Here is a 25723-nt window from a genome sequence, read left to right as displayed (position 1 = left end):
GTAGGGCTCCCATGTATCCGCCCGTCCTCGAGGCTTGAGCCTTCCCCGTACGCGTGGTCAATTGCCCGCCTATTTAAAGCCCGCGTGGGGCGGGTACTGGGGAGATACGCGTGACGGACACGACCGCAACGCCGGGTAATGCACCCAATCAAGAAAACAAGGACACCTCTTTCTTCGGGCATCCGAAGGGGCTGGCCATCCTGTTCTTCACCGAAATGTGGGAACGCTTCTCGTATTACGGGATGCGGGGCCTGCTGATCATTTATCTGACACAGCACTTCCTGTTCTCGGATGAGCGCTCGGGCGTGATGTACGGCGCTTACACGGCGCTGGTCTACATCATGACAATTATCGGCGGGACGTTGGCTGATCGGTATCTGGGTCAGCGCAAGGCGGTGACATTTGGCGCCGTCCTGCTGGTCCTCGGCCATTTGGGGATGGCCTTTGAAGGCAGCGGGTCTCGCCAGGACATCACGGTCGCCAACGAGACCTATGAGCTTCAGGCCGAAGGGCGTGGCGACCGCCAGCAGCTCTTCATCGACTATGAAGGCGCGGATCGTCTGCTGGTTTTCCGGACCGACACCACGCTGACCCTGACAGGTAGCGATGGCGATACCCGTAGCTTCCTCGGTGAACGCTATGACGCGGCCGAGCAGGAAGTGGAACGCGCGGCCGAATACGCTCTGATCGCGGAACCGCGCAGCTTCCTCGCCAATATCTGCAATACGTTCGGGATCGCGTCCTGCTCGGGTGACGAGCCGGCGACGACACTCGAACTGCCCGGCGAGGGCGCGTTCCCGGTCACGATCTCCATGGACGGTGACGACGTTGTTCGCACGGTGGAGATCGCCGGCGCGACCTATCAGCTCGCCGAGGCCGATCAAAACTATCTTGAGGTCGTCAACGACAATGGGACCCGGGACAATGATGATGACACGGTGCTGACCAGTGCCGCCGAAGGCGAGTATGCCGTAGGCGAACCGGTTCGCCAGCCGCTCTACGTCTTCATCCTTTACCTCTCGCTGGCGTTGATCATTGCCGGTGTCGGTTACCTCAAGGCCAATATTTCGACCATTGTCGGTTCGCTCTATGGCGTCGAAGACAAGCGTCGCGACTCCGGTTTCACGCTCTTCTACATGGGCATCAATCTGGGCTCATTTCTGTCATCCATCACCTGCGGCATCCTCGGTATTGTCTATGGCTGGGCCTGGGGTTTCGGCCTCGCCGGCGTCGGCATGCTGGCCGGTCTGGCTGTCTTCATCTGGGGTCAGAAATACCTTGAAGGTCGCGCCGAGCCGCCCAATCCCGAAAAGCTGAAGAAGAAGGTGCTTGGCCCGATCACGGTCGAACACGCCTGCTATCTGGCCGGGCTGGGCATTATTGCCGTGTCGATGTCGCTGGTCATGAATGCGCACGTCATTCCCGAGTGGTTTGTCGGCATGCTGGGCGTGGCGATCTTTGTCCTGCTCGTCCTCTACAGCATCATCAAGCTGAGCGGTGTCGAGCGCAGTCGCATGTTTGCGGCGATCTATTTCGTGCTCGCGCAGATCCCGTTCTGGGCCCTGTTCGAGCAGGCTGGATCCTCACTCAACCTGTTCACCGACCGACTCGTCGACAAGACCATTTTCGGATGGTCGGTACCGGCCCCGGTCTTCCAGTCGCTCAATGCCGGCTTCATCTTCATTTTCGCGCCGATCGTGGCCTGGATGTGGATTGCGTTGGCCAAGCGGAACCGTGAGCCCTCGACGCCGGTGAAATTCGCGATTGGTGTCTTTGGTGTGGGACTTGGATTCCTCGCCCTGGTCGGCGGTATGCAGGCCGGTGGCTCGGCCGGGATGACGGCGGTTGTCTTCATCTTCCTGATCTACTGGATCCACACCATGTCGGAGCTTCTGCTCTCACCGGTCGGTCTGTCCGCGGTGACCAAGCTGGCACCGGCACGGGTCGTCGGGATGACGATGGGGGCCTGGTTCCTCTATTCCGGTCTGTCCAACTATCTTGCCGGCGTGATCGCGAAGTCGACGGGGGCCGAAACGGTTGGCGGGCAGCTGACCAATGTGGCGGCAGCCAAGGCGACCTATGTCAGCGTCTATACGCAGGTCGGGATCATCGCCATGTTGATCGCTCTGCTGATGCTGCTGATCTCACCGATCATCAAGCGGCTGATGGCGGAGAGCAGCCTGACCGCGCATCCGACCGAAACCGAAGCCGGTGGCCCGTCGATGGACCGGTCGTCGGACGCGCCCTAAACCGCGCTCGACACTGTCATGAGAAAGGCCGCGGAACCTGAGGTTCCGCGGCCTTTTTCTTGCGCATGTCCGGGGCCGCTAAAGGCCGGGCATCTGCACCCGGTCGCCATTGCATTGTGTGGCCTCGGTGGTACCGGAAATCTCGAACACGCCCGTCGTCCGGTCGACGCGGATGCGGGCATGGCGCAGCGTGTCCATGCCGATCACCATGGCCGGCTCGTCCGCCCAGCCTAGCGCGTCAAAGACGTCGAGATCGGACTGCAGCGCCGGAGACTGGTCGACGCAAAGGCCACCGATCTGCAGTTGGCGAATGAGCACAGGCCGGGCTTCTTCCGGTTCTTCATCCTCGATCCCGGAGACCGCGACATTGATGTTGAACTGGACGCCGGCATCAAAGAGATGGCGGCGAAGCTGACGATTGATCAGTGTGTGCGAGCTGCCCGTGTCGATGATGACATGGACCGGGGCCGAGCGACGGCGCAGTTGCGCTTCGCCGATCAGCAGGCCGCGGCGTTCGATCTGACCGTCCGGATGGGCGGCAGGCCCGCTGTCGAGAATCAGCTGGAGCGTGTCGACATCGATCTCATAGCGGTCCGCAGTGATGGCGTCCGCGCCCAGGAGTCCGGCAACGGGCAGGGGATGTTCTGCGGCCACCGGGATGATCACGCTGTTGACGCCGACCGGGTCGAGCCCTGGCATGTAGAGCCGTTCGATCGGGTAACGCTCGGCGTCGAACCGCGCATTCAGCGACTGGACGAGGTCGTAATCTTCCCATTGCGACACGAAGCCGACACCTTCGGCGATCGGCTGGGCGATGGCGGTATTGCTGGCGCCGGTATCGAGAATGAAGGTCTGGGGCTCGCTCTCATTGAGCGAGACCGGGATCAGCAGATGACCACTGGGCGCGCGCACCAGATTCACTCGTGTCTGGGCCTGGCCCGGCGCGGCCAGACCGAGTGAGGCCAGGGCCAGGGCGGTGCCCGCGAGCAGCGCCCGGCTCAGCCGGCGTGGTTTCAAGTCACGATCATGTACGCTCATGCGCGCTCCTGTGCCTGCCATGCGGTGGGATCACCGCTGCAGCTCGTTTGCGCCAGCAGCCCCCACACCGGCACAGGATGAATTTCGGTTCCGGACCTTCAGGTCCGCACGGGTGTGAGCCTAGCCGCACCTGTTTCACGCCGCCACCGTATTGATGCGGCGCTCTCTTCAATGTGATCGGCGCCGACAGCCAGGCTGCCGGCGCCGGATCATCAGAATGTGCTGCGGGCACTGATCTGGAAGGTGCGGCCCCTGGAGATGTTGCGATACTCGGTTGCGTCGATGATGCCATTGGCCCGAGAGCCGTCATAGAAGACGCGCTGACGGTCATCGCCATTGTTGAAAACACCGTCGACCTGGGCCCGAAGTGTCACGCCGAACAAGCGTGTCGTCTCGACATAGATATCAAGATCGCCATCGGTATTGTCATGGAGCTGATATTCCTGGGCGCGGAAGACTTCGCCGTCCGTGATCCAGTGATAATCCCAACCCCAGGCCATCTGGCTTTCCGGGAAGGTTTGGCGGAAGTCGAGCGCCAATTCCCATTCGCGATAGCCGGAGAAGTGACGGTCCTCGCCTGTCAGCGGGTCTTCGACATTGGTGTTGTACCACTCGAGAAAGATATCGAGCACGGCATTGTTGAGGCCAAGCGAATCCAGCGGCGTGGTCATGTTGCCGGTGACCCGCAAATTGGTGCCATCGCCGATATTGCCCGGTGCGTCGAAGACGCCCGTCGGCGTGACAATCGGAACCCAGCCGTCGAGATCCTGGATCCAGTCATGGCCTATCCGCAACGAAAACGACCCCTCATCGCCGAAGCGCCGTTCCCATTCGCCCTCGATGGTCCATGTGCGCTGGGGCACATAGTCCGGATTGCCGAGGGTGGAATTATTGTCGGCCGGATCGACAGAGGATGCGAACTTGCCGAATTCCAGCTGGGCGACATCGCGGCGACCGGTGAGTCGGAAGCGGTTGCGGTCATCGGAGCGATAATTCAGCGTCATGCTGGGCTTGGGGTAGGTGAAGGAGCGGGTCTGCTCGGCATCACCGGTCTGGGTGATTTCCGAGAATTCATAGCGAAGACCGCTTTCCAGATTCATCTGATCGTTGATCTGCCAGACATGGTTGGCGAAAATCTCGCTGCGCGCTTCCTCGACGCGAGTGGCAGCCACGGGCAGATCAATCGGCGTGACCGTTGTGCCATCATCGGTCGCGAGAGCCAGATTCGTATCGCGGGCATTGAGCGCATGCTCGCCGCCGAATTCGAGCGAGTGGCGCTCATTCGGGTCCCAGGAGATCGTCTGCCGGAAGGCTGTTTCCTCGACTTCACCCGCGAAATCGACAATCAGGGCTTCGATGAAGCCTGTATTCGGATCGTACTCCTCATAGGCCTCTGGACCGTCCTCAAAACGGTTCCGCGTGGCGAGGAACATGGTCTCGGTCGATATCGTGTCGGTCAGGTCTCGCTGGTAGGACAGGGTGCCAGTGTATTGGCTGCCGTGATTTTCGGTTTCGTTGTGTTCGATTCGGTAGGGTGTCAGCGCGCCGCCGGAAACCGAGTCCACGTCGCTGAATCGCACGCGGTGCCAGGTCCAGATATTGGCCTGGACATCGAGGCGGAGGCGGGACTCGTCATCAATATCCCAATTCATCGACCAGGTCGGCGCGAATTCCTGGTAGTGGCGCTGATCATTGTCGCGGCCGCGGAAAATCTCAGTGCCGGTTTCGTCGTGCAGGCTGTCGCGCAGGCGAATGCGATTGCCGCTCATGCCCGTGTCGAGACCGAAGGTCATCTCGGTCGGACCGACCGGTGTTGTGTAGGAGGCGACGAGGCGCGGGCCGAGCCGTCCGCTGTCGGAGATTTGCAGGCGGGCATCCCAGGAACCAGACTGACCGGCGCCCTCACGCAGAACCACATTCACGAGACGCGAATGGCCGCGCATATCGTATTGCGGCAGGGCTTCCTGGATCAGTTCGATATGGGCGACATCATCGACCGGAATGCGCTGGAGCACGGTCTCCAGAGACAGTGACTTGTTCGACGGTCGGCGCCCGTTGATCAGCAGATTGCCAAAACTGTCACCCAACCCGCGACGACTGGTATCACCGTTCGACAGGCCGAAACCCGGGACGCGTGACACCATGTCCAGTGCCGTGACAGGCGCGTAGTTGGTGAAGAAGTCCTGCTGATAGGTGGCCACGCCGGACTGGGTCCGGACAAGTGGTGAATTGCTGGCGGCCGGGCCGTCCTGCAGTGCGAATGCAGATGCACCCATGAGCGCGCTGACGGCTATGCCGGCCACGCTGCTTTTCAAAATCCCTCGCATAATGTCCCTACGCTTTGTACCTGCCCAACTCCCCGTCGCTGAGGCTCTAGGCGGGGCCGGTGCGGGGCGCTACGTACGCTTCCGTAAGGTTCGTCACGGACGTGTTATGCTGCACGTGCTAAGTCGCGCGCGTGGGGCGGCAAAATGCTGTTTTGTATGGGCTTTATAGAAAACTGAGCGATCACGCCGTGGTAATCTTCCGGACATGAAATTTTGGTCACGGTCGGAATCGGGCGCTTGATCGCCCGATTGGTCGACGGTTCAGCCGCCGGAACCACCGACCGTCAGGCCGGAAATCTTCAGGCTTGGCTGACCGACACCGACGGGGACGCCCTGGCCGGCCTTGCCGCACATGCCGACACCCGGATCCATCTCGAAATCATCGCCGATCATGGTGATCTGGGTGAGGGCGGTCGGGCCGTCACCGATCAGGGTTGCGCCCTTGACCGGAGCGACAATCTTGCCGTCCTGGACGCGATAGGCCTCGGTGCACTGGAAGACGAATTTGCCCGAGGTGATATCGACCTGGCCACCGCCGAAATTCACGGCATAGATGCCGTCCTTCAGGCTTTCGACCATTTCCTCGCGCTTGTGCTCGCCGGCCAGCATGTAGGTATTGGTCATGCGCGGCAGCGGCGGGTGGGCATAGGACTGACGCCGGCCATTGCCGGTCGGCTTCTGGCCCATCAGGCGGGCATTCATGCGGTCCTGCATGTATCCGGTCAGAATGCCGTCCTCGATCAGTACGGAACGCTCGGTCGGCGTGCCCTCATCATCAATGGTGAGCGAACCGCGACGTTCCGGCATGGTGCCGTCATCGACAACGGTCACGCCCTTGGCGGCGACCTGCTGACCCATGCGCCCGGCGAAGGCAGACGAGCCCTTGCGGTTGAAATCGCCTTCCAGGCCATGACCCACGGCCTCGTGCAGAAGGACGGCGGGCCAGCCCGGTCCGAGCACGACGTCATAGACACCGGCGGGGGCGTCGACCGCATCGAGATTGACGCGGGCGATGCGCAGCGCCTCGTCGGCCAGCGGCTTCCAGGCATCCGGTGTGATCCAGCGATCGAACTCGGTGCGGCCACCGGCTCCGGCGGAGCCGGTCTCGCGGCGACCTGCTCGCTCGACGGTCACCGACACATTGAGGCGGACAAGCGGGCGGATATCGGTTTTCAGATCACCGCCGGCGCGCAGGATCGACACGGAACGCTTGGCGCCGGCGATCGAGGCGGACACCTGGACCACGCTGGCATCCTTGGTCCGGCAATAGGCGTCGATCTCCTGCAGCAGAGATGCCTTGGTTTCAAAGCCGGGCTGGGCGACCGGATCGATGGCGTCATAAAGCTTGCGATTGGTCCCGGCGGGCGGCGGTGCGAGGACACCGGCATGGCCGCGTTTCACCGCCGAGGCGGCCTCTGCGGCGCGGCGAACCGCGTCCAGGGTCGGATCGGAGGAGTGGGCATAGCCGAAGGCCTCGCCCGCGACACAGCGCAGGCCAAAGCCGCGCGCCGAATCGAGATTGGCCGCCTTCAAGCGCCCGTCATCAAAGACGAGTGATTCGGACACTTCGGTTTCCAGGAAGAGTTCACCATCATCGGCCCCGTGCAGGGCGTCGTGCAGAATCGGTTGCACGCTGTCGACATCAAAATCGAACTGGCTGATCGGATCATCGGACATGAGGCGCACTCCCGGGGCTTCTCGACACCATACATAGTCGAGCCAACCCCGGGCGTGAACACAGGGCGCGCGGCGCGACGCAGTCGCCACGCCGGGCAGGGTCTGCGCCCCGCTAGCGCGAAGAGATGGTGAAGCGGGACAGCTCATGCTGCGGCAGGTCCCAGCCGGGGCGCAACCGACGGGCCTGGCGATGGGAATCATAGGCGGCCGCGAGCTCATCCAGCGCTTCCAGCGCCAGACCGCGATTATACCAGGCATCGGCCTCGCGGCTGTCCCGGGCCCGGATCGCCAGATCTGCCCGGTCCACGGCTTCGGCATAGCGGCCGAGTCCGATCAGGGCGCAGGCCCGGTTCACCGCCAGCGCGCTGGGGGCGAAATCGTGCAGGGATTCGGCCCGGCGAAAGTCGTCGAGGGCTTCAGCATGCCGGTTCTGGTGGATCCGCAAAATGCCCCGATTGACCAGTGTTGCCGCGCGATCACGGCGGGTCACCCGATTGTCGCGCAGGGCCATGTCGCAATCCTGGACGGCGCGGACATCATGACGGGAGGCGACAGCATGTTCGAAACAGGTCGCGGCGGGTGAACGGCCGAGCACCTGGAATTGGGCGGTTGCCGGTGCAGTACTCATACAAACTACAAGGGCAGCGAGTGAGACGAATGGACGCATCGGTCGCTCCTTTCCGTTGCTATGAACCGCTCCATGATATGTCACTGATGACAAATGCGCTGATCATAACTTCGCGAGCTGGGCATGCGGCCTTTTCCAGGCGGACAATCTCCTGTAATGCGGCGCCCAGTGTGTATGACACGAGAAAAAATGCCGTTGATGGCCTGACACGGCCGGAGACGGGCTCTATATTCCGCCGCCATCGGTGGGGGATTCCCGCCTTAATGCCTGACTTGTATGGGGAAGCCATGCGATTCCTGACCGCACTTGCGCTCACTTGGACGACTTTCGCAGCCGGCGCGTTTGCCACGCCCGGCCAGCCAACCGACGGAGCGCTGGGCCTTCAGCCTGCCGTGACACCGATCATGGAAGACATCGTGTCTTTCCATAATCTCCTGCTGATCATCATCACCGTGATCACGGTCTTCGTGATGGGTCTGCTGGTTTATGTGATGTTCCGCTACAACCGGAAGGCCAATCCGACGCCCTCCAAGTTCAGCCACAACACGCTGCTCGAAGTGGTGTGGACGGCAGTGCCGGTGCTGATCCTGATCGGCATCGCGATCCCGTCCTTCCCGCTTCTCTACAAGCAGGACGTGATCCCGGCCGAGATCGACTTCACGCTGAAGGCCACCGGCAATCAGTGGAACTGGTCTTACGAATATCCTGATCACGAAGTCGCGGAATACTTCTCCAACATGGTTGAAGAGGAAGACCTCGAGCCGGGTCAGCTGCGCAATCTGTCCGTTGATTACCCGCTGGTGGTTCCGGTCAATGCGACGGTCCGCCTGCAGGTCACGGCGTCCGACGTCATCCACAACTGGGCGATGCCGGCCTTCGGCACCAAGATGGATGCCATTCCGGGCCGGATCAACGAGGCGTGGTTCCAGGCGACCCAGGAGGGCGTCTATTACGGCCAGTGCTCCGAGCTTTGCGGTCTTCGCCACGCTTTCATGCCGATCGAAGTCCATGTCGTGCCCCAGGATGTCTTCGACGCCTGGATCGCGGCCAAGGCCGAGGACGAATACTCCGAAGCCGCTGACGCGATCATTGCTGAATATACCGCCGCGCGGGAAACGCGCCTGGCGCAACTCGACTAGGGATGGGCTGAACCATGTCTGCTGACGCCGCTACGCACGACGATCATACCCCGAGCATGTGGGACTGGCGCCGTTGGGTGCTGTCCACCAACCACAAGGACATCGGTACGATGTACCTGGTCTTCGCGATCTTCGCGGGGATCATCGGTGGTGGTCTTTCCGGCCTGATCCGCTGGGAGCTCATGGAGCCGGGCCTGCAGGTCTTCACCGGTGAGGATACCGGCTGGGGCGCCCTGTTCGGCAACGCGCACAATTATAACGTTGTCACCACGATGCACGCCCTGATCATGATCTTCTTCATGGTCATGCCGGCGATGATCGGCGGTTTTGGCAACTGGTTCGTCCCGCTCATGATCGGCGCGCCCGACATGGCCTTCCCGCGGATGAACAATATCTCTTTCTGGCTCCTGCCGGCCTCCTTCGCGCTGGCGCTGATGTCGATGTTCGTACCGGGTGCCGGTGCCGATCTCGGTTTCGGGGGCGGCTGGGTTCTCTATCCGCCATTGTCGACCTCCGGCCATAATGGTCCGGCGATGGATCTCCTGATCCTGTCGCTGCACATCGCCGGTATCTCGTCGATCCTGGGGGCCATCAACTTCATCACGACGATCTTCAACATGCGCGCTCCGGGCATGACGATCCACAAGATGCCGCTCTTCGTGTGGTCGGTTCTCGTGACGGTCTTCCTGCTTCTGCTCTCCCTGCCGGTTCTCGCCGGCGCGCTGACCATGCTGCTGACCGACCGTAATTTCGGCACGGCCTTCTTCGCACCGGAAGGTGGCGGTGACCCGGTCATGTACCAGCACCTGTTCTGGTTCTTCGGCCACCCGGAAGTCTACATTCTCATCCTGCCCGGCTTCGGCATTGTCTCGCACATCGTGTCGACCTTCTCGCGCAAGCCGATCTTCGGTTATCTCGGGATGGCCTATGCCATGGTGGCGATCGGCTTCATCGGCTTCATCGTGTGGGCCCACCACATGTACACGGTCGGTATGCCGGTTGACCTGAAAGCCTATTTCGTGGCCGCGACAATGGTCATTGCGGTGCCGACGGGGATCAAGATTTTCTCCTGGATTGCCACGATGTGGGGCGGCTCGATCGAGTTCCGCACCCCGATGATGTGGGCGATCGGCTTCATCTTCCTGTTCACCGTCGGCGGTGTGACGGGCGTGGTGCTGGCCAATGCCGGCGTCGACCAGGCCCTGCACGACACCTATTATGTGGTGGCGCACTTCCACTATGTGCTGTCGCTGGGTGCCGTGTTCGCGATCTTCGCCGGCTGGTACTACTGGTTCGAGAAGATCTTCGGTGTGAAGTACAATTCCTGGCTGGCTCGCGCCCAGTTCTTCTTCTTCTTCATCGGCGCGAATGTGATCTTCTTCCCGCAGCACTTCCTCGGCCTGAACGGCATGCCGCGTCGCTATGTCGACTATCCGGACGCCTTCGAGTTCTGGAACGCCGTCTCCTCCTGGGGCTATCTGATCATGCTGGTGGGTATGGTGCTCTTCTTCGCCGTGCTGATCGACGCGATGATCCGTCGCCGCAAGGCGGATGCCAATCCGTGGGGCGAAGGTGCAACCACGCTCGAGTGGACGCTCTCCTCGCCGCCGCCCTTCCACCAGTTCTCCGAACTGCCGAAGATCAAATAGGGTTTGACCTTGGACACCATTGTGACCCCAAGCGACAATCGCGCAGAGGGCGAGGCTGTTTCGACAGCCTCGCCCCGCGACTATTTTGACCTGATGAAACCGCGGGTGATGACGCTGGTCGTCTTCACCGCCTTTGCCGGTCTCATCGCGGCACCGGTCGATGCCGACCCCTTCCTGGCGGTGATGTCGATCCTGTGCCTGGCCGTGGGTGCCGGCGCCGCCGGTGCGCTCAACATGGCCTATGACGCCGATATCGACGCCACCATGCAGCGCACGCGCAAGCGTCCGATTCCGCGCGGTGTGGTCTCGGTGGCCAATGCCTATGGTTTCGGGGTCGTCGCGGCTATCCTGTCGGTTCTGCTGATGGCGCTGGCGAGCAATTACCTCGCCGCCGGCCTGCTCGCATTCTCGATCTTCTTCTACGCCGTCATCTACACGATGATCCTCAAGCGCTCGACGCCGCAGAATATCGTCATTGGTGGCGCTGCCGGGGCCTTCCCGCCGATGATCGGCTGGGTCGCGGCAACGGGCGAGATTTCGCTCGATGCCTTCATCCTCTTCATGATCATCTTCCTGTGGACCCCGCCCCATTCCTGGGCGTTGGCGCTCTACAAGTCGGGCGATTATGCCGCCGCCAATGTGCCGATGATGCCGGTCGCCCGGGGCGCCAAGTCGACGCGTCTTCAAATTCTGCTCTATTCCATCGTGCTGGTGGTCTTCGCCGGCGCGCCGGTCCTGACCGGGCTGGGCGGCGCTGTCTATGGCGCGACCTCTCTGGGCGGCGGCCTGCTCTTCCTGCTGCTGGCCTGGCGGATTTTCCGCTCTCGTGCCGGCGAGGCCGGTTCGGCCGAAGAGGGCGCGCTCTATGCCGTGCGGGCTGGCGACAAGGCCGCGCGTGACCTCTTCGCCTATTCGATCGGTTATCTGACGGTTCTTTTTGCCGCATTGATCATCGAGCATGCATTTGGTGCATATGTCGCCATTCCGGGAGTGGGATGATGACAGAGACCGAGAACGGCAAATCCAAGAAATCCGTCGGCGAGATGATCGAAGAGGTCATCGAGTCCGAACAGCCGGACTATACGCAGTCGACCGAGACTGTGCGCCTGACGCCTGAGCAGGAGAAGGCCCGCGCGCGCCGCAATGTGGTCATCGCCTGGTCGCTGATCGGCTTCATGGTGGCGGTCTTCGCGATCACAGTGGTTCGACTGAGCCAGAATATTGCGGCGGGAGCGGGCGCATGACCCGTCTGCCGCTCAACAAGAATGCCCGTGTCGCGGCGTATTCGGCCCTTGCCGCAGCCGTGATGGTCGGCGCAGCCTATGCCGCGGTCCCGCTTTATGACCTGTTCTGTCGGGTGACCGGTTATGGCGGGACGACCCAGGTCGCGGTCGGCGAGGCCGGCGCCATTCTGGATCGCGAAGTCACGGTCTATTTTGACGCCAATACCAATCGCAACCTGCCCTGGACCTTCGAGCCGGCGCAGCGGTCGATCACGGTCCGGGTCGGTGAAACCGCACTCGCCTATTACACGGCGACCAATAATTCCAGCCAGCCGGTCACCGGCGTGGCCACCTATAATGTCGCGCCCTACAAGGCGGCGACCTATTTTTCCAAACTGGAATGCTTCTGCTTTACCGAGCAGACGCTGCAACCGGGTGAGAGCATCGAGATGCCGGTCCTGTTCTTTGTCGATCCGTTGATCGCCGAGGAAGAGCGCATGGATGATGTCGCCGCAATCACCCTGTCCTATACCTTTTTTGAGTCCCAAGACGGGGGGTCGGATCCGTCCGACGCCGCGCCTTAGCATTGAACCTTTCGGGTGTGCCGCGTATCAGGGGCATACTTCGCTGATTTGAAATCGCAGGAGATTCGCGATGGCTGGGCATGCCGCTAAGCACGACTACCACCTGGTTGACCCGAGCCCGTGGCCGTTTGTGGGCTCGGTGGGCGCTTTCCTTCTGGCCGTTGGTGCCGTCGGCAATATGGCGGGCCTGGTCTCGGCTGAGCATCCGCTGGCCTTCATGCTGGCCGAGGGGTCCTGGGGTGGGCTGATCCTCGGTTTCGGCGTGGTCATCTGGACGATGATCGGCTGGTGGGGCGACATGATCAAGGAATCCCAGCGCGGCGATCATACGAGCGTTGTCGATATCGGCATGCGCTATGGCATGATCCTGTTCATCGCGTCGGAAGTCATGTTCTTCGTGGCCTGGTTCTGGATCTTCTTCGAGTACGCGATCTTCCCGGACGTGCGCCTCGACCCGGCGCTTGCGACATTCCCGCCGGCTGGCGTGGAAACCTTCGATCCCTGGCATATCCCGTTGATGAACACGCTGGTCCTGCTGCTGTCAGGCACCACCGTGACCTGGGCACACCACGCGCTTCAGCATGATGACCGCAAGGGCGCGATTACCGGCCTGATCTTCACGGTCGCGCTCGGCATGTTCTTCACGGCCCTTCAGGTCTACGAGTATTCGGAAGCCCATTTCGCCTTCTCGATGGCAGATGGCGGCAATCTCTATGGCTCTGCCTTCTTCATGGCGACCGGCTTCCACGGCGCCCACGTCGTCATCGGTACCATTTTCCTCGCCGTCTGCCTGATCCGTCTTCTGAACGGTCAGATGAGCGCGAAGAAGCATTTCGGCCTCGAAGCCGCGGCCTGGTACTGGCATTTCGTTGACGTTGTCTGGCTCTTCCTGTTCGCCTTCGTCTACGTCGTCTACCAAGGCTGACCGACAGCATGACAAAACCCTCCCCGTTTTCGACGGGCGCCCGGGGGCGCTGCCCGAAATGCGGGGAGGGGGCCATGTTTGACGGACTGCTCAGGATCGCGCCGCGTTGTGATGTGTGCGGGGCGGACTTTGAATGTGCCGATGTCGGCGACGGCGCCTCGGTCTTCGTCCTTTTCATCGTCGGCTTCCTGGCAATGGTCCTCTTCCTTCTGGTCGAGGCGGCCTTCAGCCCACCCTGGTGGGTCCACGCGATCTTCCAGTTGCCTTTCGTCCCGCTTGCCTGCATTGCCGCCCTGCGGCCGATCAAGGGCCTGCTCTTTGCCTTGCAATTCCAGCACGACGCCCAGGAGGCCCGGCTGGATAATTGAGGCCTGCCCGCCTCGCCCCTTTCGGTGATGGACCCCGTCCGCCATGCCCCGTTTCCAGCCGCTTCCACTGCTCACCCTGTTCACCGCGGCAAGCCTCGCCCTGCTGCTGACGCTGGGCGGCTGGCAGATGCAACGCATGTCCTGGAAGGCCGGGCAGATCGAGGCCTATGAAGCGCGCGGTGAGGCGGTCGGCTTCCGCGAGGCCCTGTGTGAACCCGACAGGGGTGCCTTCTCGGCCCCGGTCACCGGCCCTGTTCCGCTGAGCGGCCAGACGCTGCGCCTCTACACCCTGCGTGAGACGGCTGGCTGGATGCGGTTGGCCCTGATGCCGGCGCCGCGCTGCCGTCCCGACGACCCGGCGCGTTTCTTGATGGTGGAAGTCGCTTTCGAGGATTTGCGCAGCGAGGCCCAGACGGCTGTGCAGGTCTGGCGCATTGAAACGCCACCGGCGCCCGGTCTTTTCACTCCCGGAAACGATCCGGATACCAATGCATGGTATAGCCATGATCGTGCAGCCATGGCGGCGGCCTTCGGGATTGACCCGGACAGCCTCTTGCCGGTCTGGGCCCGCTCGGACAGCGGCATGCCGGCCTCCTTGAGCCGGACGCCGCCTGCCAAGCATCTGGGCTATGCCCTGACCTGGTATGGTCTGGCGCTGGCTCTGATCGGGGTGTATCTCGCCCTGCATGTCAGCCGGGGTCGGCTGCGCTTTACAACGCCATCGCACGATGGCGACAAGAACAAGAAGGCGGACTAGTATCCGCCCGGCTACGGAGATGGAATTTGGCAGTCTGGCGCGAAACTTCCTGGGACGAGACCCTCACCGGTCAGGGCATTCGCCTGCGAGCCCCGACGCTTTCCGATTACGAAGGCTGGGCCAAGCTGCGCAGCGCCTCGCGCGCTCACACCGAGCCCTGGGAACCCGCCTGGACCAGCGATGAATTGTCCAAGGGGGCGTTTCGCCGCCGCATTGACCGCTATCAGGCCGATCGCGATGCCGGACTGGGCTATCCCTTCTTTGTGGTTCGTGCCCGCGATGATGTCCTGCTCGGCGCCTGCAATCTGAACAATGTCCGGCGCGGCGTGCTGCAATCGGCCGATGTCGGTTACTGGATCGGCTCGCCCTATGTTCGCAAGGGCCATACGCGGGCCGCTGTGCGCCGCGTTCTGGCCTTTGCCTTTGACGAGTTGCGCCTGCATCGGGTCGAGGCTGCGTGCCAGCCGAACAATGCCGCCTCGCGCACCTTGCTGGAACAGGTCGGCTTCGTGCGGGAAGGCCGCTCGCGCGCCTTCCTCAATATCGCCGGTGAGTGGCGCGACCATGACCGCTTCGCCATTCTGTCCACCGATCCCCGCAAATGACGGAAACCGGATATGAAGCCGGCGTCCGTGCAGCCGGTGCGCTGGCCTTTGCCTGTGATCTTGTCGCCGGTCGGGTCCGACTGACCGGTGATGCCGCGGCCTTCGGTTTCGACCCGGCAGAAATGGACTGGCAGGGCTTTCTGGATCGGCTCGGACCGGCCGACCAATCGCGGCTTGCCGCTGCGGTTGACGGCGACACGCTGGACCTCAGAATTCGCCTGATCGGCGCGGGCAATCGTCTGGCCTATGTCCGCCTGCTCGGCCGGCGCGTCGGCGATGGGCAGTTTGAAGGCCTGATGACCCCGGCCGGCGCGACGCGCGACCTGGCTGGACGGATCGGCGAAGAGCATGCCCTCGCCAAGGGCGTTGCCGCCGGCGAAGTCATGGCCTGGTACCAACCCATCATTGCGCTGGATACCGGCCGGCTGGCCGGCTTCGAGGCCCTGGCCCGCTGGGACCGGCCGGGCGTCGGAATCCTGTCGCCGGATGACTTTCTGGACATGGCGGACGAGTTGGACCTGCTGAATCGGATCAGCACGACCGTACGCGGTCATGCGGCCGCCGACCTGTCCTCCTGGCGGGTCGCCCATGGCGCGGCGGCTGACATTTTCATTTCCGCCAATGCGACGGTCAGCGAACTGGTTGATCCGGCATTCGTGACCGACCTGCTCGACTGCGTCGGGGCCGCAAAACTGCCGGCCGGGGCCTTCAAGCTGGAGATTGCCGAGACCGAGATCATGCAGGACCCCGATATGGCAGCGGCGGCGATGCAAAGGTTGGCGCAGGGCGGGGTGTCGCTGGCGCTGGACGATTTCGGTACCGGCTATTCCTCGTTGGCGCGGCTCGACATGCTGCCTTTCGATGTGGTCAAGATCGATCGCTATTTCGTCCGGGCCATGGCCGGTGACGAAGCGGCCGGCACAGTGGTCAAATCAGTGATCCAGCTGGCCACGCATTTCGGCATGAAAGTCGTGGCCGAGGGCGTCGAGAATGTCGCGGCGGCCGAGCGGCTTGCCGCGATGGGCTGCCAGTATGCCCAGGGCTATCGCTATGCCGGTGCCCTGTCGCCGGATGCGGCCGAGCAGGCATTGATCGGTGGCATGGAGGGGCGGTTCAGGCCCGCAGGCGCTTGATCGTACCGGAGAAGTTGAGCACCGGGACATCATCGCCGGTGATCAGGCCGCGTACGAAAATAAGTGAGCCGCCGGCGCGCAGGACCTCGCCCCGCGCTTCCATCAGCGCGCCTTCTTTCGCACCCGAAATAAACTCCGAGGTAAAGGCGATAGTGACGCCATAGCCGGAGGGTTTGAGCTCCTCATGGGCAATTCCGAACAGCGCGAAATCAGCAAAACTCATCAGGCAGCCGCCATGGACCGCACCCATGCCATTGAGGTGGTGGCGCTGCGCGCGGAAGGCCATTTCCGGCCCGTCCGCGCCAATCCGCATGAAAAAGGGACCGACCGTCTGTTCGAACGGGTCGTCAGGCCAGATACGCCAACCGGCGAACTCGCCGTCCTCGACAATATGCGGTGCCATGGGGGATCCGTTCTCGGGATGTCAGGCGTGGCCCGACAGGGCGGAAAGATGTTCGGGGCTGACACCGAGAAGGTCCAGCGCCCGCGGCCATTTGTCCGCGTCATCCGTGTCGAAGACAAGGTCTTCGTCCAGTTCCGCCACCAGCCAGGCATTGGCGGCGAGTTCGTGTTCCAGCTGACCGGCACCCCAGCCGGCATAACCCAGCGCCAGCAGGCTGCGGCGCGGCGGCGATGCTGATGCCATGGCCTCGAGCACATCCTTGGTCGCGGTCAGCCCGATTCGCGCGTTGACGGGCAGGGTCGCGTCCCCGGTCGAGTAGTCGCGGGTGTGCACAACGAAGCCGCGATCCTGATCAACCGGCCCGCCCATCAGCACCGGCTTGTCCGGAGTGGGGTGCGAGCCGGCCACCCCCAACTGCTCGAACAGCTCGGGCAGGCGCAGGTCATCGGCGGGCTTGTTGAGGATGATCCCCATTGCGTGTTCAGGTCCGTGATCGCACATAAGGATGACGGTGCGGTCAAAGCGCGGATCTCCGATGCTCGGCGTCGCGATCAAAAGCTTGCCGCCGAGGAAGGTCTCGTCCACATCTGTCGAACGTCCGGGTCTCATGGCTGACATGTTCCTCCCAAAAGGGGGATGCGTCCAGCCGGGTTCCCGCTATCTTGCCGTGCGGAATACCGCCCATACTGATCAACAGGAGAAATGCCATGACCATCTCGGTCGGAGATCGCCTTCCCGAAGCCAGCTTCATGACCATGACGGCTGATGGACCGAACAAGCTGAGCACGGCTGACGTGTTCGCCGGCAAGACCGTCGCCCTGTTCGCGGTGCCGGGTGCCTTCACGCCGACCTGTTCGGCCAAGCATCTGCCGGGCTTTATCGAGAAGGCCACCGACATCAAGGCCAAGGGCGTCGATACGATCGCCTGTCTCTCGGTCAATGATGTGTTCGTCATGGACGCCTGGGCCAAGTCCCAGAATGCCGGCGACGACGTGGTCATGCTGGCTGACGGCAATGGCGAGTTTGCCAAGGCGGTCGGCCTTGAAATGGACGGCACGGGTTTCGGCATGGGCGTGCGTGCCCAGCGCTTCTCCATCCTGGTCAAGGATGGCGTGGTTGCCGAGCTCAATGTCGAGGCGCCGGGTGAATTCAAGGTGTCTTCGGCCGACCACATCCTCGGTCAGCTCGACGGCGTTTCTGCCTGACCTTCCTCGTGTGAGGGAGGGGTCAACAACAAGAAGGAGGGGTTCGCATGGACTTCGGAATGATCGGTATTGGTGTCTTTCTGCTGTTGGCATTGTTTGTCATCGCCTCGGTGATCAAGACAGTGCCGCAGGGCAAGGAATTTACCGTCGAACGCTTTGGACGCTTCACGCGAACCCTCAAGCCCGGCCTCCACTTCCTTGTGCCGTTCATTGATACGGTGGGCTACAAGATGAATATGCGTGAGCGTGTTCTCGACGTGCCCAATCAGGACGTCATCACCAAGGACAATGCGACCGTCTCTGTGGACGCCGTTGTCTTCATCCAGGTGCTGGACGCGCCGCGGGCGGCTTATGAGGTCGACAATCTCGACTTTGCCATCATCAATCTGTCGCTGACCAATGTGCGGACCGTGATCGGTTCCATGGACCTCGATGAGACCCTGTCCAAGCGTGACGAAATCAATGCCCGCTTGCTGGGGGTGATCGATGCCGCGACCAATCCCTGGGGTGCCAAGGTGACCCGGATGGAGATCCGCGACCTGTCGCCGCCGGTCGACATCACCGAGGCGATGGCCCGGCAGATGAAGGCCGAGCGCCTCAAGCGGGCCGAAATCCTGGAAGCGGAAGGCGCCAAGCAGTCCGCCATCCTGCGCGCCGAGGGCGAGAAGGAAGCCGCCATCCGCGAGGCCGAGGGCCGCAAGGAGAGTGCCTTCCTGGACGCTGAGGCCCGCGAACGCGAAGCCGAGGCCGAGGCCCGCGCAACCCAGATGGTGTCGGACGCCATCTCCAAAGGCGATGTGTCCGCGATCAACTACTTCCTGGGCCAGAAATACATCGAGGCCTTCGGCAAGCTGGCCACCAGTGAGCAACAGCGCACGGTGATCATCCCGGCCGAATTCTCCAACATCCTGTCGACCATCACGGGCGTTGGCGAACTGGGCAAGGCGGCGCATGACGCCGTTTCCGAGGCCACCCGCAAGGTCTAGGTCCAATGGTCAAGAAGGAGGTGTCATGATGGATTTGTGGATGTCGGTCTTTGACCGCATGAATCTCTGGGCGTGGTGGGCGATCGGCGGCGTGATACTCATCGCCGAACTGCTCACCGGCACGACCTACCTGCTCTGGCCCGCTGCCGCGGCCTTTCTGACCGGCTTCGTCGCGATGGAAATGCTGGGTGTCAGCTGGCCGATCCAGTGGGCGGTCTTCGCCCTCCTGTCGCTGGGCCTGTTATGGGTTGGGGACCGCTGGGTCCGCCCGGCCATGAAGGCCGGCGCCGGCTCGGGCCTGAACGACCGCTCCTTGCGGATGGTCGGGCAGCGCGTGACGGTCGTCAGCGACTTCGTCTCCGGCCGCGGCCGGGTCAAATATGGCGACAGCGAGTGGGCGGCGGAAACGCCCGACGGAACGGATCCGGTTGCCGGATCGACCCTGGTTGTCAGCGCCGTGAACGGTGTTGTGCTCAGCGTTAGTTCGTAAGTGTAGTAAAATGACGAGCCCGGTCATGCAATATGACCGGGTTCGTTCAAATCTTAATGGTTCCAGCAAGCCTGCAGCAATTTCATTGGTCTAGATCACCGCTCGTATTCGCAACCAACAACCCCGAGTGAGCGCCATGAAAAAGCAAATCCTTTCCGCCCTAGTCTGTGTCTCGGCCATTGCCGCCCCGATCGTCCTGACGGCGTCGGCTGCTGCCAATACCACGACGAGCCGCGAGACGGTCGAGCTGGTTGCCCCGGACTATCCGCGTGGCGCCGAACGCCGCGGCATTGAGGGCATGGTTCGTCTGTCCTATTCGATCGACGCTGAAGGCCGTGTCATCAATGCCGAAGTTGTCGAATCCACTCCGGCGGGCATTTTCGACCGCGCGGCCCTTTCCGCCATCGAAGCCTGGCGTTATGCGCCGGCTGCCGCCCAGACGGATGGCCACACCCGTGAGCTGGAATTCCGCCTCGGCGACTGATCCTGATCACCCATCATCCCGATTGAAGAGCCGCCCCGCTGAGGGCGGTTCTTTACGTTTTCTTGCCCATTACACCTGATTGTCTCGTGCACGATTGTCATGAACATCAGCGATGGGTGCCGTCATGCCGGACATTCCCGAGGAAGATCGACTTGAAGCGCTGCACGCTTTGGGTTTGCTCGATACGGCTGCCGAGGCCGAATATGACGCAATCGTTGATCTGGTTACAGCGGTAACGGGGGCCAAAATGGCCGCCGTTTCCCTGGTCGATCGAGAGCGGCAATGGTTCAAGTCCGCGGTCAATCTGCCGGCCACCGAGACTCCGAGATCCTGGGCCTTCTGCGATCATGCGATCCGGCAGGATGGCATTTACGAGGTGGTGAACGCGCTTGATGATCCGCTGTTCGCGGAAAATCCGCTGGTCACCGGCGCTCCTCACATTCGTGGATATGCCGGCGTACCCATCCGACTGGCGTCGGGGGAGAAGCTGGGCACGCTGTGCGCAATCCATGACGCGCCGCTGGAGTTGGATCAGCCTGCTCGCGACCGCCTGGTTTCGCTTGCCCGGATGGTCGAAAACCTGATCCGCGACCGGATCGTCTCGCGCGAACAGACCCGTCTCGCCCTGGTCGCCCGACACACCCACAATTCCGTGGTGATCTCCAATCGGACGGGGGCGATCGAGTGGGCCAATCCGGCGTTCGAGCGGCAGACAGGCTATGCGCTGTCAGAGATGCTCGGGCGCTTCCCCGGCTCATTCCTGCTTTGCGCGAATTCCGACCGCCAGGTCGTGCAGGAGATGGTGGATGCGGTTGAGGCCGGCAGGGAGTGCCAGGTCGAGCTGGTCAACCGCCACAAGAACGGGACCGAATACACTGTTCTCATCGAGTTGACGCCCATCACCGATGCCACCGGCACCTGTACGGGCTACATGTCGGTGCAGACCGATATTACCGAAAGAAACCGTATCCGGGACCAGCTCAGCAAGGCATTGCTGGAGACCCAATCGCTGATGAATGTGATCCGCGAGCACACTGTTTTCAGCGTGGCTGACCCGAATGGTGTCATCATCGACGTCAATGAGGCGTTCTGCCAGTTGAGCGGATACTCGGCCGAAGACGTCATTGGCCGGACCCATCAGTTCCTGCAGGACGAGGGCATGCACCCGGAAGCCTTCTGGAAAGACATGTGGGCGACGATTCGGGCGGGCCGGCCCTGGCGTGGTGAAATCTGTAATCGCAGCCGGTCGGGCGAGATATTCTGGGCTGACTCGATCATCGCGCCGCAGCTGAATTCAGCGGGTGAGGTTGAACGGTATATTTTCGTTCGCTTCGACATTACCGAACGCAAGCAAACCGAAGCGGGACTGGTCGAGAGCCAGAAACGACTGGAGTCTCTCCTCGAGCGTCTGTCTGCCGTCACGGAGCTTGGCGGGATTGGCAGCTGGGAGGTCGATCTCGACACGATGACGCCGATCTGGGACGCCGTGACCCGCAGGATTCATGAGGTTGATCGCGACTATCTTCCGGATATGGAGCACGCGATCAATTTCTACGCCCCGGAAGCCCGCGACCAGATTTCGCAGGCCGTCGAGCACTGCGTTGAAACCGGCGAGCCATGGGATCTGGAACTGCCGCTCATTACGGCCAAGAACCGGCGCATCTGGGTCCGGGCGGTCGGTCGGCGCATCCTCGCTGATGGGGAAGCGGTCCGCCTTGTCGGTTCTTTCCAGGACATTTCCGAACGCCGGGAGCGCGAGGAGGAGCTGCGCCTGATCTCGACCCGGCTGGAAGTCGCTCTCAACAGTTCGGGCATTGGTGTCTGGGACGTCTGTCCCACCACCAATGAGTATCATTGGGATGAGGGCAGCCGTTCCCTGTTCAATATTCCCGATGGTGCAGCCAATCCATCTCCGGCCGACTGGGTTGCGGGCATTCACCCGGACGACCGCGATGCCGTCGCTGCGGGCCTGGCCGAAGCCTACAAGACAAAGACACAGCTCAAGCGAGAGTATCGCTACGCCCGGCCTGACGGCAGTTTTCGGCATATCCGGTCCCTCGGTGTCTATCGCGAACGACTGGACGCGCCCCCGATCCTGACGGGCGTCCACATGGATATGACGGCAGATATCGAGCAGGCCGCGGCTCTGGACATGGCCCGAGAGCGGGCCGAGAGCGCCAGCCTCGCCAAATCCGAATTCCTCGCGAATATGAGTCACGAGATCAGGACGCCGCTCAATGGCGTGCTGGGCATGACCCAGATCCTGCAAATGACCGAGCTGACCAGCAAACAGGCCTCGCATGTCGAGACCATCCGCAATTCCGGTCAGGCGCTGGCTGACCTGATCGATGACATCCTCGATATCTCGAAGATTGAATCCGGTATGATCGAGCTTGAGAAACGATCATTCGAAATGCGCGGGCTGGTCGCCATGGTTGGCGACATCATGCAGTTGCGGGCCAAGGAAAAACAGCTCGAACTCGACGTGGCTCTGTCCTCTGATGTGGCCCGTTTTGTGGTCGGCGACGAGAAGAGGATCCGGCAAGTCCTGATCAATATCATCGGCAATGCGATCAAGTTCACCGATAGCGGTGCGGTCAGCGTCGAAATCCGGGTCGGCGAAGGAGACAGCATTGATTTCCGCGTCACGGATACGGGCCCCGGAATAGAAACCGAGAATCTCGCCGCCATTTTCGACCGCTTTGCCCAGGCCGATAATTCGATTACCCGAAAATACGGGGGCACGGGGCTCGGGCTCGCAATCTGCCATGAGCTGGTTTCGCTGATGGGTGGCGAGATCGGCGTTGACAGCGTTGTGGGCGAGGGGTCGACCTTCTGGTTCACCCTGCCACTTCCGGCGGATCACACCTGGGTGGCGAACACGGCACCGGCCCGCTCATCCGCCGTGGCCAATGCTGGTGAGGTCGGACGACGGGTTCTGGTTGTTGATGATGTCCAGGCCAATCTGATGGTGATCGCGGCCTTGCTGCAGCATAATCGGTACGACGTCATGACGGCGGTGAACGGTCAGGAAGCGCTCGACATGCTGGACGCCAACACGTTCGACGCTGTCTTGATGGATATCCAGATGCCGGTCATGGCGGGGGATGAAGCAATCCGGCGGATCCGCGCATCGGACGCGAGCTATGCCGGAATTCCGATTTTTGCCCTCACGGCCGATGCGACGCGTGCGACCCGGGAATTATGTGCCCGGATCGGGGCGACGGGGTATTTCACCAAGCCCCTGAACCTGCCGGACGTGCTCGAGGCCTTGCGTCGCGAACTCGCGGCAGCCAGCCCGTCAAGGTCTGGCAGCGAGCAAACGCGGCAGGCCTAGCGGCCGCGAGCTTCGGCCAGTCCTTCGCGCGCGAGTTCGTCGGCCCGCTCATTGCCGGGGTCTCCGGCATGGCCCTTGACCCAGCGCCAGTCGATCGTGTGCGACCGGGTGAGGTCATCCAGTCGTTTCCACAAATCGACATTCTTCACGGGCTTCTTGCCGGCGGTCTTCCAGTCGCGCTTCTTCCAGCCATGGATCCATTTGGTGATGCCATCGCGCAGATAGACGCTGTCGGTGATCAGGATGACCGAGCGGTCGGCCTTCTTGAGTGCGTCCAGGGCCTGGATCGCGGCCATCATTTCCATGCGGTTATTGGTGGTGTCGGCCTCGCCGCCCTTGAGTTCCTTGCGGTGGCCATTCCACTCCAGAATGGCGCCCCATCCGCCCGGTCCGGGATTGCCGGAACAGGCGCCGTCAGTGTGGATGGTGATCGTACTCACAATGGATATTTCTTCGCCATGTCGTCGAGGCCGGCACGGATGATCTCTTCCAGGACAGCCATGTCCACATCCGCCAGCTTGTTGATGTAAAGGCAGGATTTGCCAAGCTTGTGCTTGCCGAGCCGGGCGAGTGTTTCCGAGTAATCGCTATAGCCGGGCATGATGTAGACGACCATGTTGGCCTTGCGCGGGGAGAAGCCCGTGCGCATGAATTCGCCCTCGCGACCGCTCTCATATGTGTAGTGATAAGTCCCGTAACCAATGATGGCCGCGCCCCACATCTTCGGTTCCCAGCCGCTGATGCGTTCCATCAGGGCGAGCAGGGTACGGGCATCTTCGCGGCGTACGGGGTGCTCGATGGTCTCGACATAATCGGCGGGTTTGATGGCGGTGGGCTGGGTCTTGTTCTCGGCCATGGAATGTCCTCAGGCGACGGCGCGGGGCAGTTTGAAGACGACATCCTCGTCGGTGACGCGGATATCCTCAAGCTGCACATCATAGCGCGCGCGGAAGGCATTGATGAGCCCTTCCACGAGATCTTCCGGAGCGGACGCGCCCGCGGTGATGCCGACCGTGCGGATTGCGCCGATCGTGGCCCAGTCGACATCGGCGGCGCACGAGACCAGTCGCGCATCATTGGCACCGGACCGCTGGGCGACCTCGACAAGGCGCACCGAGTTCGAGGAGTTCGGCGAGCCGATCACGAAGACCAGATCACTGCGCGGTGCCATCGCCTTGACCGCCGCCTGGCGATTGGTGGTGGCATAGCAGATGTCTTCCTTGTGCGGCGCCTTCATGCCCGGGAAGCGTCCCTGCAGCCGCGCAACTATGGCCGAGGTGTCGTCCACCGAAAGTGTTGTCTGGGTCACGAAAGCGATGCGCTCCGGATCGCGCGGCGTGAAATGGTCGGCATCATCGACGGTTTCCACCAGGCTGATCGCGCCCTCGGGCAATTGACCCATCGTGCCGACAACTTCGGGATGACCGGCATGACCGATCAGGATGATCTCATCGCCATTGGCAAAATGCCGCTGGGCCTCGACATGGACTTTTGACACCAGCGGGCAGGTCGCATCGACATAGATCATCTCGCGGCGCTCGGCTTCCGCGGGGACCGTCTTGGGCACGCCATGGGCGGAAAAGACAACCGGACGGTCATCCGGGCATTCATCGAGCTCCTCGACGAAAACCGCGCCCAACGCCTCCAGCCGCTCCACGACATGTCGGTTGTGGACGATTTCATGGCGTACATAGACCGGCGCGCCGAAACGCTCGATCGCCCGCTCCACAATCTGGATCGCACGGTCAACTCCGGCGCAGAAACCGCGCGGGGCGGCGCGCAATATGGTCAATGGGGGGCGGGGTGTCGCGGTCACGCTCGTCTCTCCTTCAGCGATGGCGTTGCGGAAGCGGCATCTCCATCGTATGACCGTGGTAACAAAGAGCCCGGTCCCATGCCAGCGGCCGGGTCTGTTTCCAGGACAGGTAGTACATAATGTCGTTCAAATCCGTGCGTTCTCTTGCCGCAATGGCCGCAATGGCTGGCCTGCTGTCTTCCTGTCAGAGCGTCGGCAGCGTATTCGTCGATCCGGAGCCGAATATCGGTCCCTGCCCGTCCGCCCTGTCGCTCTATGACGCTCACCGCATGGTCGAATTCCACGGCGATGACATCGTCTATGAGAATGTCGGCTTCACCGGCGAAGTGATCGCTGTGCGGTCACTGTGCAGCTATTATGGCGAACGCCCCATCCTGGCCAATCTGGAAATCGATTTCGGCTTCGGACGCGGTCCCGCGGCCCAGGGGCGCGAGCGGACCTATGAATTCTTCGTCGCGGTTACCCGTCGCGACATGGCCGTCATCGTCAAGGAAGTCTTCCCGGTTCGTGTCCGCTTTGATGCAGATGAAGACCGCGTCTATCTGACCGAGACCATTGATGCCATCTCCATCCCGCGCGCCGATGAAGGCACGTCGGGTGTCAATTTCGAGATCCTTGTTGGCTTCGAGCTGACCCCGGAACAGATCGCCTTCAACCGCTCCGGACAGCGTTTCCGCGTGTCGGCCGGCCAGGACTAGAT

26 protein-coding genes are annotated in these 25723 nt (G+C 62.1%); 17 read left to right on the top strand and 9 right to left on the bottom strand.

The window, feature by feature from the left end; all coding sequences use genetic code 11:
* Positions 1-110 precede the first annotated feature (110 nt).
* Positions 111-2249, top strand: coding sequence for a peptide MFS transporter (locus JXQ94_RS09850; protein WP_421923597.1), 2139 nt, complete (start codon positions 111-113; stop codon positions 2247-2249).
* Positions 2250-2327: 78 nt separating this feature from the next.
* Here the strand turns inward: JXQ94_RS09850 and JXQ94_RS09845 are convergent, their stop codons facing one another.
* From JXQ94_RS09845 to JXQ94_RS09830, 4 genes are all read right to left on the bottom strand, one after another.
* The gene (locus JXQ94_RS09845; RefSeq protein WP_421923596.1) at positions 2328-3287 is read right to left on the bottom strand and encodes an aspartyl protease family protein; all 960 of its coding nucleotides are present in this window, start codon (positions 3285-3287) and stop codon (positions 2328-2330) included.
* Between the two features lie 212 nt (positions 3288-3499).
* Positions 3500-5563 carry a TonB-dependent receptor plug domain-containing protein gene (locus JXQ94_RS09840; protein WP_421923595.1) on the bottom strand — a complete coding sequence of 688 codons (2064 nt, stop codon included), beginning with the start codon at positions 5561-5563 and terminating at the stop codon, positions 3500-3502.
* Between the two features lie 312 nt (positions 5564-5875).
* A complete protein-coding gene (tldD, locus tag JXQ94_RS09835; protein ID WP_421923594.1) occupies positions 5876-7291 on the bottom strand; it encodes a metalloprotease TldD in 1416 nt (471 codons plus the stop codon).
* Positions 7292-7403: 112 nt separating this feature from the next.
* Positions 7404-7919 carry a hypothetical protein gene (locus JXQ94_RS09830; RefSeq protein WP_421923593.1) on the bottom strand — a complete coding sequence of 172 codons (516 nt, stop codon included), beginning with the start codon at positions 7917-7919 and terminating at the stop codon, positions 7404-7406.
* Positions 7920-8206: 287 nt separating this feature from the next.
* On the opposite strand from JXQ94_RS09830, the gene coxB reads away from it, so the two are divergent.
* The 10 genes from coxB to JXQ94_RS09780 all read left to right on the top strand — a co-directional run bounded on the left by coxB (position 8207) and on the right by JXQ94_RS09780 (position 16302).
* On the top strand, positions 8207-9058 hold the full coding sequence (gene coxB / locus JXQ94_RS09825; protein WP_421923592.1) for a cytochrome c oxidase subunit II: 852 nt from the start codon (positions 8207-8209) through the stop codon (positions 9056-9058).
* A 14-nt stretch (positions 9059-9072) separates the two neighbouring features.
* Positions 9073-10707: a cytochrome c oxidase subunit I gene (ctaD, locus tag JXQ94_RS09820; RefSeq protein WP_421923591.1), complete on the top strand. Its 1635-nt coding sequence runs from the start codon at positions 9073-9075 to the stop codon at positions 10705-10707.
* A gap of 9 nt (positions 10708-10716) precedes the next feature.
* Complete coding sequence (locus tag JXQ94_RS09815; RefSeq protein WP_421923590.1) at positions 10717-11706, top strand: heme o synthase; 990 nt, start codon at positions 10717-10719, stop codon at positions 11704-11706.
* Positions 11706-11951 carry a hypothetical protein gene (locus tag JXQ94_RS09810; RefSeq protein ID WP_421923589.1) on the top strand — a complete coding sequence of 82 codons (246 nt, stop codon included), beginning with the start codon at positions 11706-11708 and terminating at the stop codon, positions 11949-11951. The genes JXQ94_RS09815 and JXQ94_RS09810 overlap by 1 nt, the downstream gene beginning before the upstream one ends.
* A complete protein-coding gene (locus JXQ94_RS09805; RefSeq protein ID WP_421923588.1) occupies positions 11948-12514 on the top strand; it encodes a cytochrome c oxidase assembly protein in 567 nt (188 codons plus the stop codon). Before JXQ94_RS09810 ends, JXQ94_RS09805 begins: the two co-directional genes overlap by 4 nt.
* 70 nt (positions 12515-12584) lie before the next feature.
* Positions 12585-13439: a cytochrome c oxidase subunit 3 gene (locus JXQ94_RS09800; RefSeq protein WP_295694353.1), complete on the top strand. Its 855-nt coding sequence runs from the start codon at positions 12585-12587 to the stop codon at positions 13437-13439.
* Positions 13440-13513: 74 nt separating this feature from the next.
* On the top strand, positions 13514-13807 hold the full coding sequence (locus JXQ94_RS09795; protein ID WP_421923587.1) for a DUF983 domain-containing protein: 294 nt from the start codon (positions 13514-13516) through the stop codon (positions 13805-13807).
* Between the two features lie 43 nt (positions 13808-13850).
* Positions 13851-14564, top strand: coding sequence for an SURF1 family protein (locus JXQ94_RS09790; RefSeq protein WP_421923586.1), 714 nt, complete (start codon positions 13851-13853; stop codon positions 14562-14564).
* A 26-nt stretch (positions 14565-14590) separates the two neighbouring features.
* Positions 14591-15169: a GNAT family N-acetyltransferase gene (locus JXQ94_RS09785; protein ID WP_421923585.1), complete on the top strand. Its 579-nt coding sequence runs from the start codon at positions 14591-14593 to the stop codon at positions 15167-15169.
* Positions 15166-16302, top strand: a complete 1137-nt coding sequence (locus JXQ94_RS09780; protein ID WP_421923584.1) for an EAL domain-containing protein — start codon at positions 15166-15168, stop codon at positions 16300-16302. The genes JXQ94_RS09785 and JXQ94_RS09780 overlap by 4 nt, the downstream gene beginning before the upstream one ends.
* Here JXQ94_RS09780 and JXQ94_RS09775 read toward each other — a convergent pair.
* On the bottom strand, positions 16283-16705 hold the full coding sequence (locus tag JXQ94_RS09775; RefSeq protein ID WP_421923583.1) for a PaaI family thioesterase: 423 nt from the start codon (positions 16703-16705) through the stop codon (positions 16283-16285). The genes JXQ94_RS09780 and JXQ94_RS09775 overlap by 20 nt on opposite strands.
* A 21-nt stretch (positions 16706-16726) precedes the next feature.
* Positions 16727-17314 carry a YqgE/AlgH family protein gene (locus JXQ94_RS09770; protein ID WP_421923582.1) on the bottom strand — a complete coding sequence of 196 codons (588 nt, stop codon included), beginning with the start codon at positions 17312-17314 and terminating at the stop codon, positions 16727-16729.
* A gap of 98 nt (positions 17315-17412) precedes the next feature.
* Between JXQ94_RS09770 and JXQ94_RS09765 the strand changes: the two genes are divergently transcribed.
* The 5 genes from JXQ94_RS09765 to JXQ94_RS09745 all read left to right on the top strand — a co-directional run bounded on the left by JXQ94_RS09765 (position 17413) and on the right by JXQ94_RS09745 (position 23207).
* On the top strand, positions 17413-17910 hold the full coding sequence (locus tag JXQ94_RS09765; protein WP_295694372.1) for a peroxiredoxin: 498 nt from the start codon (positions 17413-17415) through the stop codon (positions 17908-17910).
* A gap of 47 nt (positions 17911-17957) precedes the next feature.
* Positions 17958-18896 (top strand): SPFH domain-containing protein, encoded by a 939-nt coding sequence (locus tag JXQ94_RS09760; protein WP_421923581.1) that lies wholly within the window; start codon positions 17958-17960, stop codon positions 18894-18896.
* Between the two features lie 25 nt (positions 18897-18921).
* Complete coding sequence (locus JXQ94_RS09755) at positions 18922-19386, top strand: NfeD family protein (RefSeq protein WP_421923580.1); 465 nt, start codon at positions 18922-18924, stop codon at positions 19384-19386.
* A gap of 136 nt (positions 19387-19522) precedes the next feature.
* Complete coding sequence (locus JXQ94_RS09750) at positions 19523-19870, top strand: energy transducer TonB (RefSeq protein ID WP_421923579.1); 348 nt, start codon at positions 19523-19525, stop codon at positions 19868-19870.
* Positions 19871-19994: 124 nt separating this feature from the next.
* Positions 19995-23207, top strand: a complete 3213-nt coding sequence (locus JXQ94_RS09745; protein ID WP_421923578.1) for a PAS domain S-box protein — start codon at positions 19995-19997, stop codon at positions 23205-23207.
* Here JXQ94_RS09745 and rnhA read toward each other — a convergent pair.
* Genes rnhA through ispH form a run of 3 tightly spaced genes read right to left on the bottom strand, consistent with a single transcriptional unit; the run spans position 23204 to position 25023 of the window.
* On the bottom strand, positions 23204-23647 hold the full coding sequence (gene rnhA, locus JXQ94_RS09740) for a ribonuclease HI (protein ID WP_421923577.1): 444 nt from the start codon (positions 23645-23647) through the stop codon (positions 23204-23206). The genes JXQ94_RS09745 and rnhA overlap by 4 nt on opposite strands.
* Positions 23644-24063, bottom strand: a complete 420-nt coding sequence (locus JXQ94_RS09735) for a DUF1801 domain-containing protein (RefSeq protein WP_421923576.1) — start codon at positions 24061-24063, stop codon at positions 23644-23646. The genes rnhA and JXQ94_RS09735 overlap by 4 nt, the downstream gene beginning before the upstream one ends.
* Positions 24064-24072: 9 nt before the next feature.
* Positions 24073-25023: a 4-hydroxy-3-methylbut-2-enyl diphosphate reductase gene (ispH, locus tag JXQ94_RS09730; protein WP_421923575.1), complete on the bottom strand. Its 951-nt coding sequence runs from the start codon at positions 25021-25023 to the stop codon at positions 24073-24075.
* Positions 25024-25142: 119 nt separating this feature from the next.
* Between ispH and JXQ94_RS09725 the strand changes: the two genes are divergently transcribed.
* Entirely contained in the window at positions 25143-25721 is a 579-nt protein-coding gene (locus JXQ94_RS09725) for a hypothetical protein (RefSeq protein ID WP_421923574.1), read from the top strand.
* The last annotated feature ends 2 nt before the right edge of the window (positions 25722-25723 follow it).

Source organism: Maricaulis maris (genome assembly GCF_049116555.1).
GTDB classification, from domain to species: Bacteria; Pseudomonadota; Alphaproteobacteria; order Caulobacterales; family Maricaulaceae; genus Maricaulis; species Maricaulis maris_C.
This window is presented reverse-complemented; position numbering and strand designations above follow the sequence as displayed.